The organism is Nitratireductor aquibiodomus NL21 = JCM 21793 (assembly GCF_000615975.1).
Classification (GTDB): domain Bacteria; phylum Pseudomonadota; class Alphaproteobacteria; order Rhizobiales; family Rhizobiaceae; genus Nitratireductor; species Nitratireductor aquibiodomus.
Window position 1 is genome coordinate 23,369 of sequence record NZ_BAMP01000005.1, and the last position, 13,790, is coordinate 37,158.

The following is a 13,790-nucleotide window of genomic DNA, read 5'->3' on the forward strand; positions in this document are numbered from 1 at the left end:
GTCATCCGAACACCAGGTTCGGCAGGAAGATGGAAATGTCCGGCACATAGGTGATGATCGCCAGCACGATGAGGTTCGCGATGATGAAGGGCCACAGGCCCGAAATGATCGTCAGAACCGGCTTCGACAGCGTCGAGGACGCCACGAAGATGTCGAGCCCGAAGGGCGGCGTGATCATGCCGATCGAAATGTTCAGCGTGACGATCATGCCGAAATGGACGGGATCGATGCCGAGCGCCGTCGCCACCGGATAAAGCGGCGGAACGAGGATCAGCAGCGCTGAATTCGGGTCGATGAACATGCCCGCGATCAGGAAGCTGACATTGACGATCAGCAGAAACATGATCGGCCCGGCATGGATCGCTTCCAGAAAAGCGGTGATCGCCGAAGGCACCTGCGCCAGCGTGATGAAATAGGAAAGAAGCCCACCCATCGCCAGTAGAATGAAGATGATCGCGGTGGAGATCGCGGCACGCTCGGTGACGGCGAAAAGCTTGCGCAGCGTCAGTTCGCGGAAGATCACCCCTTCCACAAAGATCGCGTAGACGACACTGACAGCCGCCGCCTCGGTCGGCGTGAAATAGCCGCTGTAGATGCCACCAAGAATGATGATCGGCATGCCGAGCGCCCAGCCGGCGTCGCGTATTGCGAGAACGCGCTCCTTCCAGCTTGTGCGCGGCCCGCGCTCGACGCCGGAGCGCCGCGCTTCAAGCGCCGCCATGATGGCGAAGGCGAGACCAAGCACCAGCCCCACGGCAAGACCACCGACAAAGAGCTTGGCAACGGAGGTGCCTGTCATCCAGCCATAGATGATGAAGGTGATGGACGGCGGAATGAGCAGCGCCGTCTCGGCGCTGGAAACGATCAGACCGAGCGAGAATTTGTCGCTGAAACCGGCCTTGCGCATTTCCGGATAGACCATGCGCGCCATAGCCGCGACCGTGGCCGGAGCTGACCCGGAAACCGAGCCGAACGCCATGGAACCGCCGATTGTGGTGTAGCCCATGCCGCCACGCAAATGACCGACGAGCACCTTGACCAGACCTGTCAGGCGGCGCGCGATCTGCCCTTCGCCCATCAGTTCTGCAGCGAGAATGAAGAAGGGAATGGCCAGAAGCGTCGTGTGGTTGATGCCGCCGAGAACCTTCTGGATCACCACCGGATCGGGGAGGTTTCCGTAGAAGAATTCCTTAATCATGAGCGCCGGCACGCCCAGCACGAGAAACATCTCGAAACCGAGAACCAGCAGCAGGACCGCGACGATGATGACGAGTGCGAAAAGGATCATTGTTCCTCCGACGCCTGTCCGGCAAAACGATCGATGCGGCCGAAGAAGCTGAGCGCGAAGCGCAGCGCCATGAGCGCAAAACCGATGGTGGGCGCGAGATAAATCCAGAAGACCGGGATGTTCAGTGTCGGGCTTTTCTGGCCCATGCCGTAAACGAAGGCGGTCATCTGGTAGCCGAGCCAGACGAGATAGATGCAGAACACGAAGCCGACCGCGTCGACGATCTTTCGAAGCGGCAGGCCCGTAGCCCGCGCGATGCGGTCGCGCCAGGTGTGAACGCCGGCGTGACGCCCATTCTCAAGGGCAAGACCGACCGTGAGAAAGACGAGGAAAAGGCTCATCAGCCGCACGGCTTCCTCGACCCAGGCGAACTCGGAGGCGAACGTGCCGCCAACCTGCCGCGCCAGCACATTGGCGAAGTAGAGCGCGACCATGACAAGGAAGATGGAGACCGCTGCGGCGCGCTCGGCTGTTCTGATGATGGCAAGTGCTTTCAAGGTCTCATTCCTTGGAAAAAGGGAACCGTTGCCGGGCTCACGGTGGAGCCCGGCATATGAAAGTCAATGCTTCGGTTTGGTTAGAGGCTCGCGCTTACTGCGCGGTGGCCGCCTCGTACTCTTTCTCATAGACGGCGATCAGGTTTTCGCCCTCTTCGCCGGCGCGCTCTACATAGGCGTCGCGGCCAGCCGGATACATCTTGTCGCGGAACGCGGCCTTCTCGTCGTCGCTCATCTCACGAATGTCGATGCCGGAAGCCTTGATCTCCTCAAGCGCTGCGGCAACGGCCTCGGCCTTGTGGGCGATCAGGTCCGGAATGACCTCGTTGAACGTGTCGACGATGGTTTTCTGGTGCTCCTCAGGCAGGCTTGCCCACCAGGTCGGATTGAACAGGATCACATCTTCCATCGCGCCATGATCGGAAAGCACGAGGTGCTTCTGCACTTCGTAGAACTTCATGCGCTGGATGGTGTCGAGCGGGTTTTCCTCGCCATCGACAACGCCGGTCTGAAGCGCGGTGTAAAGCTCGCCGAACGGCAGCGCGATGGCCGATGCGCCAAGCGAGTTGAACTGCTCGATCAGGATATTGGAATCCATCACGCGGAACTTCTGGCCGGCAAAGTCGTCAAGGCTTGCGAGCGGCTTGGAAGAGGTGAAGTTCTTCTTGCCGTTCGGCCACAGACCGATGCAGGTCACGCCGCGCGAATTGAAGGAATCGCAGAGCGCCTCACCGAATGCACCGCCGCGGATCTTCTGTGCGGTCTCGTCATTGTCGGGAAGCAGGAAGGGGATGTCCATAATGGAGACGGCAGGGTTGAAGCCGCCAAGGAAGGCAGCCGGAGCAACCGTTGCCTCTAGCGTGCCAAGCTGGACACCCTCGGTCATTTCGCGCTGCTGGCCGAGCTGGCCCTGCGGGAAGAGCTGAAACTCAACCGCACCGTCGGTGCGCTCATTGACCAGCTTGGCCACCTTCTCAAGATGAACGTGACGCGACTGCTGCGCCGATTCCAGGTGACCGATCTTGGCCACGAAATCCGCCGCCCAGACGCCTGTCGCGAATGCCGCGCCAGCCACGCCCATCACGGTCGTTGCAGCCAGTTTACGAATGAGATGTTTCATTGTTCCGCCTCCATTGCTTTTTTGAAAACGCAGACTACGAGCCCCGAAAAAGCCTGTCAACGAAATTCTCAAAATTGAGACGAACTGTATTTTTGTCCAATTTATGAGCTTTCAACGCTTATTTGAGCATCTTCGTTGACAAGCCGATACAGGGCACCCGATAACGGAAGGAACGGGAACTTGCGAGAAAAAAGCGTGTCACAGGGCGACTTGATCAGATTCAGCGACATCGGTGCCCGGCTGCGCGCGTATCGTCTCGGCAAGGGGCTTGCTCCCGATGAACTGGCAGAAAAGCTCGGCATCTCGCGTGCCGCGCTTTATCGCGCGGAAAAAGGCGAAATTCGGAAGATCGAGATGCTCACCAGCATCGCCGATGTGCTGGGCGTTTCGCTGCCAAGCCTGATGGGCGTCGGCGTGGAGTATGTGTCAAGCGCCATCGCCTTTTTCGAGCGCATGCGGCAACTCGAAGACGACTGCCAGCAGGTGATCGGCCTGTTCAGTCCTGTCTCCTATCTTCTCACCTCGGATGCTTATGACGACGCGCTGCAGGAAGTGCTGCGCGAATCCGTGCCGCCGGAAATCGACCCCGAAGGCAGCGCCGGAGAGGTGGTGGATGCACTGATCGACATCCTGCGTGCGCGCAAGAAAGCGTTTCGCCTCCGCCGGCCACTGATCGTGAGCCTGATCGCCTCGTCCGATCTCGAAGGGTTCCTGTTGCACGGTCTGATCGGCCGGCATGACCTGCCGCCAGACGTGGTGAACAAACGCCGCCTCCAAGCCCGACGTGAAGCCGAATACATCCTCTCCATGCTGCGCGAACAGCCCATCGGCATCCAGATCGGCATCGTGCGCGAGCCCGTCCCGGCTACGAGTTTCCAGATATTCCGCCAACAGGACCGTTCGGTTCTGGCGATCAGCCCGTTCCGGCTCGGCGAACAGCCGAACATTCGCGTTGGCGTGGCGCTCATCACCTCCGCTCCCGAAGCGATGAAACTGCATGAAGACATCGCCGAAGGTCTCTGGGGCGATGCGCTCAAGGGCGATGAAGCGGCGAGCTACCTCGAAACCATGATCGAGAAATACGCCATCCCAGCCGAAGCCTGAAGCCTCTCTTCCGGTTCCGCGCCTCCAGTCAACGCACTGTCGTGCAGCCGCAACAAATCTGTCAGTTGCCCGACACAGAGCAATGATACCCGCTGCTCATCGGCCACCCGGCCCATGAATCAAGACCCAACACAAAAGCGGGACAGTCATGCTGAAATTCATCGTCATGAGCGACATCCATCTTTCACCCGAGGGTGTCGCCACAAACGGCCTGGACACGACCAGGCGCCTTCAGGCGGCAATCGACAGCGCCAACACCAACCATGGCGACGCAGATTTCTGCATCTTTGCCGGCGACCTTGCCGACCGTGGTGAAGTGCCCGCCTATGAGATCCTTGACCGGTTGATCGACCAGCTCAACATGCCCGTCGTTCTCACGCTCGGCAATCACGATCACCGCGATCGCTTCAAGCAGGTCTTCGGCACCCTGCACGACGACGAGAACGGCCATATCCAGAAGGCCATCGATGTGAAGGGCTATCGCGTCATCGTCATCGATTCCTCCGAGCCGGAGATTGTCAGCGGCGTTCTGTGCGAAACGCGCCTTTCATGGCTCGCTGCACGCCTCGAAGAGGCGAAGGACCAGCCCGTCATCATCGTTATGCATCACCATGCAAACGATCTCCACATGCCCGTGGACCAGATCAAGCTGCAGGAATCAGACCGCTTCCGCGATGTTCTGAAGACGCACCCCGACATTCGTCAGGTTATCGCCGGCCATGTGCACCGCCAGACAACGGGCCTGTGGCACGGCATCCCGCTGACCACGATTTCGGGCAACCACTACGATGTCAACGCGCACCTGCCAGGCATGCCCGGCCAGCCGCTGCGGCTCGATGGCCCCGCTCAGTACGCCGTGGTTCTGGCTGACGAGCACAGCACGCTCGTGCATTTCCATGACTACATTCACCGCCACGCGGAAATGGCCGACGGCCTGTTCGGCAAACGGCGCAGGCACGCCGACGACGGTGCTGAGCGCGAAAAAGTGGCCGGCTAAAGAAGTCGATCCACAGCTTTCAAATAACTTTCATTTTGCGGTCACCCGACTGTCAAGGCGCACCGATAGCCAAGGCGCGACCGGTGCTGAAGCCGGCGACCGCTCCTTTCCCATCTGAGAGAACCAAGATGCAGAAAACCCTCATCGCAAGCACATTCGCGCTTCTGGCGCTGACAACGTCAGCCATGGCCGAGAAGGTGAAGTTCGAATACTGGTATGGCCTGACAGGCCAGTTGGGCGACCAGGTCCAGGCCACCTGCGACCGTTTCAACGCCTCCCAGGACAAATACGAAATTTCCTGCGTCAGCCAGGGCGACTATGCCACGGCTCTACAGAACACCATCGCCGCTTTCCGCGCCAAGAAGCATCCGACCATCGTGCAGGGCGTCGAGGTCTCGGCACCTGACCTGATGCTCTCCGGGCAGGTTTACCCGGCTTACAAGCTGATGGAAGACCACGGCTTTGACATCAATTGGGATTCCTACTTTCCCGGCATCGCAACTATTATGCGGATTCGCAGGGCCGCCTCTGGTCCATGCCGTTCAATTCCTCGACGGCGATGATGTACTGGAATGTCGACGCCTACAAATCCATCGGCCGCGACGAAGCGCCGAAGACCTGGGAAGAATATGAGCAGGTTCTCCGCGAGCTCAAGGAAGCCGGCAACGCCTGCCCCGCTGGCTACGCGCCGTCTTCCTGGGTCGATCTCGAACAGTTTTCCATGGTGCATGGCGAGCCGATCGCCACGAAGAACAATGGCTATGACGGCCTTGACGCCGAAATCGTGTTCAACACCACGCTTCATGCCAAGCACATGAAAGACATCAAGCGCTGGATCGATGAGGGCCTTCTTCTCATCAAGACACGCGAAACCGGCCTTTCCACGCGTGATGCCTTTGCAGCGGGCGAGTGCGCGCACTACTTCGGTTCCATCGCAAGCCACCAGGCCGTCACCGAGCAGGTCGGCGAGGGTTTCCTCTGGGACGTTGCCATGTTGCCAGTCTACGAGGGCACGGAGCGCAAGAACTCGGTCGTGGGTGGCGCATCGCTCTGGACCCTCTCCGGCAAGACCGACGAACAGTATCGCGGCGCTGCCGAGTATTTCCAATTCCTCGCCAAGCCCGAATCCGCAGAGTTCTGGAGCACCGTTACCGGTTACATTCCGGTGACCGATGAAGGCTTCGACTATCTGGTCAAAAAAGGCTTCTACGACGAGCGCCCCTACAAGGGCCGTGAGAAAGCCATCGAATCGCTCACCTACTCGCCGGTCACCCCGCTGACCCGTGGCATCCGTCTCGGCAATTTCGTGCAGATTCGCGCCGAGTGGACCTCGCAGATGCAGGCAGTCCTGAGCGGACAGAAGACCCCGCAGGAAGCACTGGACGACGCAGCCAAGCGTTCCAACACGATCCTGCGCAAGTTCGAGCGTACCTACAACGGCAAGACGCTTCCCTGAGGCAGGCCAGAAACAGCGCGCCGCGGCTCATCCAGGCCGTGGCGCGTTCCATTTGAGCCCGACCTCCAGCGACCTTCGCAACCCCCGGAACGTCCATGCAAAAGCGCGCTTATTTCAAAGCCAACTGGCTGGCCTATCTCTTCATCGCCCCCCAGTTGTTGATCATCTTCGTGTTCTTCTACTGGCCGGCATCCCAGGCCATGTATTGGGCTTTCACCCTTGAACAACCCTTCGGCGGCGGCAATCAGTGGGTCGGGCTCGACAACTTCAAGGCGGTTTTCTCCGACGAGACCTACTGGGCCTCGATCTGGCGCAGCATCGTCTTTGCCGTGCTTTCGACCGGGCTTGCCATGTCTCTGGCGCTGGTGCTGGCGCTCTTTGCCGACCGGCAGTTACGCGGTTATCGCTTCTTTCGCGTCGGCATGATCTGGCCCTATGCCATCGCGGCACCAGCCGCCGCGCTCGCGTTCCGCTTTCTTTTTAATCCGCAGTCGGGCGTCTTCGCCTATCTGAACACGCTTTCCCCCGGCCTCTGGAACCCGGCGCTTTCCGGCGTCGATGCCATGACCGCGATCATCATCACTCAGGCGTGGAAACAGGTCTCCTATTCCTTCATCTTCTTTCTCGCCGGCCTCCAGTCCATTCCGCGCTCGCTGATCGAGGCAGGCTCCATGGACGGCGCGCGCGTGATGCGCCGCATGGTCGATCTGCAGCTTCCGCTGCTCGCGCCGACCATCTTCTTCCTGCTGGTCATCAACATGACGGATTCCTTCACGGACTCCTTCGGCATCATCGACATTCTGACCGAAGGCGGTCCGGCCCGCGCCACCGAGCTCATGGTCTACAAGATCTATGTGGATGGCTTTCAGGGGCTCGATTATTCCGGTGCCGCTGCGCAATCACTGGTTCTCATGGCACTCGTCATCCTCATGACCTTCTTCCAGTTTCGCTTCATCGAACGCCGCGTGCACTACACCTGAGGAGCCAGCCATGATCGAACGCACCCCACTCCTCAACATTGTCACCCACGCGATCCTGATCCTCGGCGCGCTTCTGCTTGTCGTGCCGATCTGGATGGCCTTTGTCGCCGCTACGCTGACGGTCGCCGAGGTCAACTCGCCGGACGTGCATTACCTGCCTGGCGGCGAATTGTGGACCAACCTCACCGCCGCATGGACCCGTGCCGAATTCGGCGTGAAGTTCATGAATTCCATGATCGTCGCCATCGCCGTCGTGATCGGCAAGGTGATCATCTCGGCCATCAGCGCCTTCTCCATCGTGTTCTTCAACTACCGCCTGCGCATGGTGTTTTTCTGGGTGATCTTCATCACCCTTATGCTGCCGCTGGAAGTGCGCATCGTGCCCACCTACTCGGTGGCTGCCAACGCGCTTTACCCGTTCCAGACCATTCTCGATGCAACGGGCATAAGCTGGCTCATCGCGCAAATCTCCGGCGTCGAGCTCTCGCTCGAATGGAACATGCTGAACTCCTATACCGGCCTGATCCTGCCACTGGTGGCCACGGCCACCGGCACATTCCTCTACCGCCAGTTCTTCCTCACCATTCCCGACGAACTGGTGGAGGCGGCCAAGATGGACGGCTCCGGCCCCTTCCGCTTCTTCATCGAAGTGCTTCTGCCGCTGTCGCGCACCAATATCGCAGCCCTTGCCACCATCATGTTCGTCTATGCGTGGAACCAGTATCTCTGGCCACTGCTCATCATCACCGACCGGGCCAACTACTCCACTGTGGTGATGGAGTTGCGCCGTCTCATCCCCGGCCCTGACGCCATTGCCGACTGGAACGTCGCCATGGCCGGCACACTCATCGTCATGCTGCCGCCGCTGCTCGTCGTTGTCCTGATGCAACGCTGGTTCGTGCGCGGCCTCATCAGCACCGAAAAATAAGTTTAGGAAAGGCTGTCGTCATGGCCGATATCAACATTCGCAAAGTCGAGAAATTTTACGGGAAAAACCAGGTCGTCCACGGTGTCGACCTCGATATCCATAATGGCGAGTTCATCGTCATTCTCGGCCCTTCGGGCTGCGGCAAGTCCACGCTTCTGCGCATGATCGCGGGGCTTGAGGAAATCAGCGCTGGCGAGATCGCCATCGAGAACACGGTTGTGAACCGGCTCGAACCGCGCGAGCGCGGCTGCGCCATGGTGTTCCAGAACTACGCGCTCTACCCGCACATGACCGTGGCGCAGAACATCGGCTATGCGCTGAAGGTTGGCGGCATGCGAAAGGCCGAACGGATGCAGAAGGTGGAAGCCACAGCAAAGAGCCTCGGCCTCGACCAGCTTCTCGACCGCAAGCCGGCACAGCTTTCGGGCGGTCAGCGCCAGCGCGTCGCCATGGGCCGCGCCATCGTGCGCGAGCCAAAGTGTTCCTGTTCGACGAGCCGCTCTCCAACCTCGACGCCAAGCTGCGTGTACAGATGCGTCTTGAAATCCGCCGCCTTCACCGCGCGCTCAAGGCAACTTCCGTCTTCGTGACACACGATCAGGTGGAAGCCATGTCGCTCGCCGACCGTCTTGTGGTGATGAACGGGGGCCGGATCGAGCAGGTCGGCACGCCGGAAGACGTCTATCATGCGCCTGCAAGCGTCTATGTCGGCGGTTTCATCGGCTCGCCTGCCATGAACTTCCTGCCCTGCGGCGTGTCCGAATGCGGCACCTTCGCCGTGATCGACAACACCAGTTTCCGCCTGCCCGTGAACCCGGATATCGGCAAGGGCATCGCGGGCCAGTCGGTGATCGTCGGGCTACGGCCGGAAGACCTGAAGATCGCACCCGAAGCCAACGATCCGAACCTTCTGACCGTCGCTTTCGACTTCTCCGAAGAACAGGGCAGCGGCCGGCTGATGCACGGGCGCCTCGCCGGGCGCGATTTCGTGCTGCACTCCGCAGGGCGCAAGCACCCGGCGCCGGGCACACCCTGCCAGCTCGCCATCAACGCCGAGAGCGTGCACCTGTTCGATCCAGTCACCGAAAAACGCATCGTGGCGGAAACCACCCCACCCGCCAGAACCGCCACTTCCAGTCAGACCAGTTTTGCCGGAGCCGTTCAATGAAGCTCGTCAGCTACAACATCCAGTACTCCAAGGGGAAGGACGAACGGTTCGACCTCGACCGCATCGTCTCGGAGATCAAGGGCGCAGACCTGATCGCCCTGCAGGAAGTGGAAACCCATTTCCCGCGCACCGGCCTCGTGCATCAGGCGCGCGAGATCGGCGCGCGCTTGCCGGATTATCACTGGGTCTATGGACCGGGCATCGACATCGACGCCTCCATCGTGGGCGATGACGGCACGGTCACGCATCGTCGCCGGCAGGTCGGCAACATGGTGCTGTCGCGCTGGCCGATCCTCTCATCCATGAACCATCTTCTGCCGAAGATGGCTTTGGTGAACCAGTATCACCAGCAACGCGCGCTCATCGAAACCGTGATCGCGACGGACGCAGGTGCGCTGCGTTTCTGCTCGGTCCATTTCGACCATATCGGCCCGCAGACGCGACTGCCACAGGTGCATCAGGCGATGGACCTTCTCCTCAACGCGTCGCATCGTGGTTCGGCATGGGGCGGAAACATCGCCGGCGACTGGTATGAAATCCCGCCGCCGCCCGTGCCCGGCCGCACAATCGTGATGGGCGACTTCAACTTCACGCCCGACAGCGAGGAATACGCGTTGCTGATTGGCGACCGCGTGGAGAAGCATGGCCGCCTCGTGCAGGACGGCGGTTTCACCGACGCATGGGTGGCTGCAGGCAATGACGAGGACGAAGGCGTGAGCTTCATCGGCTCGGGCGAGCGCATCGACCATTGCGTGGTTAGCAGCAACATGGCCGGCAGCGTGAAACGTGCATGGATCGACATGGATGCGCAGGGCTCGGACCATCAGCCGCTATGGGTTGAGATCGAACTCTAGTTTTTACTGCGGGTGCCGGCCTCAGGCCGGCATTCGCGGCACGCTCGCCAGAAGTTTCTGCGTGTAGGGATGCGCGGGGTTTGCAAGAATGTCGGCGGTCCTGCCGCTTTCGACGACCTTCCCCTTTTCCAGAATGACGATCTCCTCGCAAAGCGCCGCGACAACGGCCAGATCGTGCGAGACAAGCAGGATCGTCATCTCTTCCGACAGCGCCTTGAGAAGATCGACAATACGGGCCCGCGTCGACAGGTCGAGCGCGCTCACCGCCTCGTCCGCCAGAATGAGTTGCGGCCGCGCGACGATGGCGCGCGCAATGGCAATGCGCTGGCGTTGACCGCCGGAGAATTCATGCGGATAGCGGTCGATGGCGTCCACCGGCAGGCCGACATCGTGGATCGCCTTTTCAACCGCCTCCTGATGAGACCCGGGAATGCGCAGCGCCCGCAACGGCTCGGCGATGATCGACTGCACCTTCTGGCGCGGGTCGAGCGAGGAATAGGGATCCTGAAAGACAGCCTGAACCGCCCTGCGGTAATCGCGCATGAAGGCGCGGTCGCCGGGGTTGAGTTCGGCGTCGCCGAATTGAATTCGCCCGCCGGTCGGACGTGCCAGACCGAGCAGAAGCTTCAGGATCGTGGATTTGCCGGAGCCGGACTCCCCCACCAGCCCAACATTCACGCCGGAGCGCAGGTTGAACGAGACATCGTGCAGAACCTGCTGTTTGCGTGAGTAGCCAAAGGCCACATTGTCGAGTGAAATCAGGCTCATCTTGCAGGCCCCAGCGCCTTGTCGAACGCGGTGGCCGCATCGACCAGAGAACGCGTGTATTCGTGTTTCGGTTCATCGAACACCGCGTGAACCTGCCCGCGCTCGATCACCTCGCCACGGCGCAACACGACAACGTTTTCCGTCACGCGCGCCACCACCGGAAGATCGTGGCTGATGAAGAGAAGCGCCATGTCGTCCTCGCGAACGAGACCCGAGAGAAGATCGAGGATTTCCACCTGCGTGGTGACGTCGAGCGCCGTGGTGGGTTCGTCCGCGATCAGCAGTTTCGGACGGCAGGCGAGCGCCATGGCAATGGCCACGCGCTGCCGCTGCCCACCGGAAATCTCGTAAGGGTAGGATTTTACGATCCGGTCGATGTCCGGCAATGAAACACGTTCGAGAAGCGAATGCACCTCGCGTGCGACGGCTGCGCGATCAACCGTTTCGCCGGCGCGGCGATGCCTGCGGACAACCGGCTCGGCAACCTGCTTCCCCACCTTCATCAAGGGGTTGAGCGCGGTAAGCGGCTCCTGAAACACGGTGGCCGCCGTCGCACCACGCAGGGCGATCATCGCGCTTTCGGATGCTCCCACGACCTCGTGACCATCGAGTTTGATGGAGCCTTGAACCCGGAACCCACGCGGCAGAAGGCCAATGGTGGCAAGTGCGGTGAGCGATTTGCCGGAGCCGGATTCGCCGATCAGGCCGAGCCGTTCACCCGGCGCGATGGAAAAGGAGACATCGGAAACCAGTGTCTGACCGCCAGTGCTCAGCGTCAGGCCGCGAATATCGAGAAGGCTCATTGCCGGCCCCTCCGGGTCGGGTCGCCCGCGTCGCGCAGGCCATCGGCCAGAAGGTTCATGCCAATCACCAGCGTGACAAGCGCGATGCCCGGCGCGATTGCGCCGAAGGGCGCGGTGTAGACGGTGCCTTGCGCCTCCTGAAGGAGACGTCCCCACGAGGCGTTGGGCGGCGGTGCGCCGAGACCGAGATAGGAGAGCGAAGCCTCCGCAATGACGGCGAGGCCGAACTGCAATGCGAAATTCACCGCCAGCATGGGCCAGATGTTGGGCAGGAGATGGCGGAAGACGATGCTTGGCCAGGAGGCCCCGGCCGTGCGCGCCGCGGTGATGTAATCCATCGACAGGATGCGCTTGGCGAGAATGCGGGTCAGCCGCGCGACGATGGCCGAGATGGCGATGCCCAGCGCCAGCGTGGCGGAAAACAGGCTCGCGCTCTCGGTTGCCGCGACCACCAGCATGGCCAGAAGCAGCGTCGGGAAGGCGATCAGAATGTCGAAGGCGGCAGCCAGAATGTCATCCAGATAACGCGTGGCAAAAGCCGACAGAACGCCAAGCGTCACACCGATCGTGGCCGCGATGGCCACCGCACCGAAACCGACGATCAGAGCGATGCGCGAGCCGATCATGATCTGCGTGAAGAGATCGCGGCCAAGACGATCCGTGCCGGCCCAGTGGGCAAGCGACGGCGCTTCAAGCCGCCCGCCGGACATGCCCGTGGGGTCGTAGGGCGTCCACATCAGTGTCAGCAGCGCGACCGCCACATGAAGTCCGACGAGAACCAGCCCGACAGTAAGCGTGAGGGAACCGCGCCTGTTCGGCATTGTCGCCGTTTCCACCTGCCCACTCATGACCGCGCTCCCCGGCTCTCACGCAGCCTCGGATCGACCAGCCGCTGGCCGAGATCGGCAAGGAAACCGATCAGGAGAACCAGCAGCGTGGAGATGAAGAGAACGCCCTGAATGTTCGGATAATCGCGCTGCTCGATGGCAAGCAGCAGCATGGAGCCGAGCCCCGGCAGGTTGAACACCCGTTCAACCACCACCGCGCCCAGAAGGGCGGTTGCAAGCTCGATGCCGAGAATCGACATCACCGGCACCGCGCCGTTGCGGATGCCGTGGCGCACCAGCGCTTCGGAAAAGCCTGCGCCAAGCGCGCGCGCCGTGCGCAGATAGTCGCTGCCCAGCACATCCTGCGTGGCCGAGCGCACATAGCGCAGAAGCGAGGCGGACATCACGATGGCGATGGTGAGGATCGGCAGAAACAGCGTGCGCAGCGCCTCGACCGGCGCGCCCCACCCGCGCGGCGGAAAGCCGCCGGAGGGAAAGAGGCGCAGATTGACGGCAAACAGCGTGACCAGAAGAATGCCCACCCAGAAAACGGGGATGGCGATGCCGAGCTGCGAGACAACCGAGATGGCCGCGCCATACCAGCGGTCGGCCTTGACTGCCGAAAGAATGCCAAGCGGCACGGCGATTACCAGCGCCAGCAGGAACGACAGCACGGTCAGCGGCAGCGTAACGGCGAGACGGTCCATGATCTCGGGCAGCACCGGCGTGCGGCTGATAAAGGACGTGCCGAGATCGAAACGCGCCAGACTGGTGATGAACTGGAGAAATTGCTGGGCGAGCGGCAGATCGGAACCGACCTGCCGCCGCGCGGCCGCGATCTGCGCTTCGTCGGCGCCAACGGAGATCAGCGAATTGGCCGGATCACCGGGCAGGAGCCTGAGCAGTATGAACAGAACCACACAGGCCGCCAGAAGCGAGAAAAACAGAATGGCGAGCCGCCGGGCGATGTAAACGAGGATCGGAACCTCCCTCAGGACAA

General features: G+C 61.2%; 12 protein-coding genes and 2 pseudogenes. 7 read left to right on the forward strand and 7 right to left on the reverse strand.

The features are described from left to right. Position 1 precedes the first annotated feature (1 nt). From JCM21793_RS02510 to JCM21793_RS02520, 3 genes are all read right to left on the reverse strand, one after another. On the reverse strand, positions 2 to 1,288 hold the full coding sequence (locus JCM21793_RS02510; protein ID WP_036539395.1) for a TRAP transporter large permease: 1,287 nt from the start codon (positions 1,286 to 1,288) through the stop codon (positions 2 to 4). Then, positions 1,285 to 1,785, reverse strand: a complete 501-nt coding sequence (locus tag JCM21793_RS02515) for a TRAP transporter small permease (protein ID WP_025029357.1) — start codon at positions 1,783 to 1,785, stop codon at positions 1,285 to 1,287. Before JCM21793_RS02515 ends, JCM21793_RS02510 begins: the two co-directional genes overlap by 4 nt. Positions 1,786 to 1,879: 94 nt before the next feature. Next, a complete protein-coding gene (locus tag JCM21793_RS02520; RefSeq protein WP_025029358.1) occupies positions 1,880 to 2,905 on the reverse strand; it encodes a TRAP transporter substrate-binding protein in 1,026 nt (341 codons plus the stop codon). A 210-nt stretch (positions 2,906 to 3,115) separates the two neighbouring features. On the opposite strand from JCM21793_RS02520, the gene JCM21793_RS02525 reads away from it, so the two are divergent. The 7 genes and pseudogenes from JCM21793_RS02525 to JCM21793_RS02555 all read left to right on the forward strand — a co-directional run bounded on the left by JCM21793_RS02525 (position 3,116) and on the right by JCM21793_RS02555 (position 10,392). Further along, positions 3,116 to 4,009 carry a helix-turn-helix domain-containing protein gene (locus JCM21793_RS02525; protein ID WP_025029359.1) on the forward strand — a complete coding sequence of 298 codons (894 nt, stop codon included), beginning with the start codon at positions 3,116 to 3,118 and terminating at the stop codon, positions 4,007 to 4,009. 148 nt (positions 4,010 to 4,157) lie between these two features. Continuing rightward, positions 4,158 to 5,006 carry a metallophosphoesterase gene (locus JCM21793_RS23720; protein ID WP_025029360.1) on the forward strand — a complete coding sequence of 283 codons (849 nt, stop codon included), beginning with the start codon at positions 4,158 to 4,160 and terminating at the stop codon, positions 5,004 to 5,006. 128 nt (positions 5,007 to 5,134) lie between these two features. After that, positions 5,135 to 6,462 (forward strand): annotated as a pseudogene (locus JCM21793_RS23725) (extracellular solute-binding protein). Between the two features lie 95 nt (positions 6,463 to 6,557). Beyond that, positions 6,558 to 7,442 carry an ABC transporter permease subunit gene (locus JCM21793_RS02540; protein ID WP_025029361.1) on the forward strand — a complete coding sequence of 295 codons (885 nt, stop codon included), beginning with the start codon at positions 6,558 to 6,560 and terminating at the stop codon, positions 7,440 to 7,442. Between the two features lie 10 nt (positions 7,443 to 7,452). Then, positions 7,453 to 8,370 (forward strand): ABC transporter permease subunit, encoded by a 918-nt coding sequence (locus tag JCM21793_RS02545; RefSeq protein WP_025029362.1) that lies wholly within the window; start codon positions 7,453 to 7,455, stop codon positions 8,368 to 8,370. A gap of 20 nt (positions 8,371 to 8,390) precedes the next feature. Then, positions 8,391 to 9,538 (forward strand): annotated as a pseudogene (gene ugpC, locus JCM21793_RS23730) (sn-glycerol-3-phosphate ABC transporter ATP-binding protein UgpC). Further along, positions 9,535 to 10,392: an endonuclease/exonuclease/phosphatase family protein gene (locus JCM21793_RS02555; protein WP_025029363.1), complete on the forward strand. Its 858-nt coding sequence runs from the start codon at positions 9,535 to 9,537 to the stop codon at positions 10,390 to 10,392. The pseudogene ugpC and the gene JCM21793_RS02555 overlap by 4 nt, the downstream one beginning before the upstream one ends. Before the next feature lie 21 nt (positions 10,393 to 10,413). On the opposite strand, the gene JCM21793_RS02560 is transcribed toward JCM21793_RS02555, so the two are convergent. The 4 genes from JCM21793_RS02560 to JCM21793_RS02575 are packed head-to-tail and all read right to left on the reverse strand — an operon-like array spanning position 10,414 to position 13,758. After that, positions 10,414 to 11,160: an ABC transporter ATP-binding protein gene (locus tag JCM21793_RS02560; protein ID WP_025029364.1), complete on the reverse strand. Its 747-nt coding sequence runs from the start codon at positions 11,158 to 11,160 to the stop codon at positions 10,414 to 10,416. After that, positions 11,157 to 11,963 carry an ATP-binding cassette domain-containing protein gene (locus JCM21793_RS02565; RefSeq protein ID WP_025029365.1) on the reverse strand — a complete coding sequence of 269 codons (807 nt, stop codon included), beginning with the start codon at positions 11,961 to 11,963 and terminating at the stop codon, positions 11,157 to 11,159. Before JCM21793_RS02565 ends, JCM21793_RS02560 begins: the two co-directional genes overlap by 4 nt. After that, positions 11,960 to 12,811, reverse strand: coding sequence for an ABC transporter permease (locus JCM21793_RS02570; protein WP_025029366.1), 852 nt, complete (start codon positions 12,809 to 12,811; stop codon positions 11,960 to 11,962). The genes JCM21793_RS02565 and JCM21793_RS02570 overlap by 4 nt, the downstream gene beginning before the upstream one ends. Continuing rightward, the gene (locus JCM21793_RS02575) at positions 12,808 to 13,758 is read right to left on the reverse strand and encodes an ABC transporter permease (protein WP_025029367.1); all 951 of its coding nucleotides are present in this window, start codon (positions 13,756 to 13,758) and stop codon (positions 12,808 to 12,810) included. Before JCM21793_RS02575 ends, JCM21793_RS02570 begins: the two co-directional genes overlap by 4 nt. Between the last annotated feature and the right edge of the window lie 32 nt (positions 13,759 to 13,790).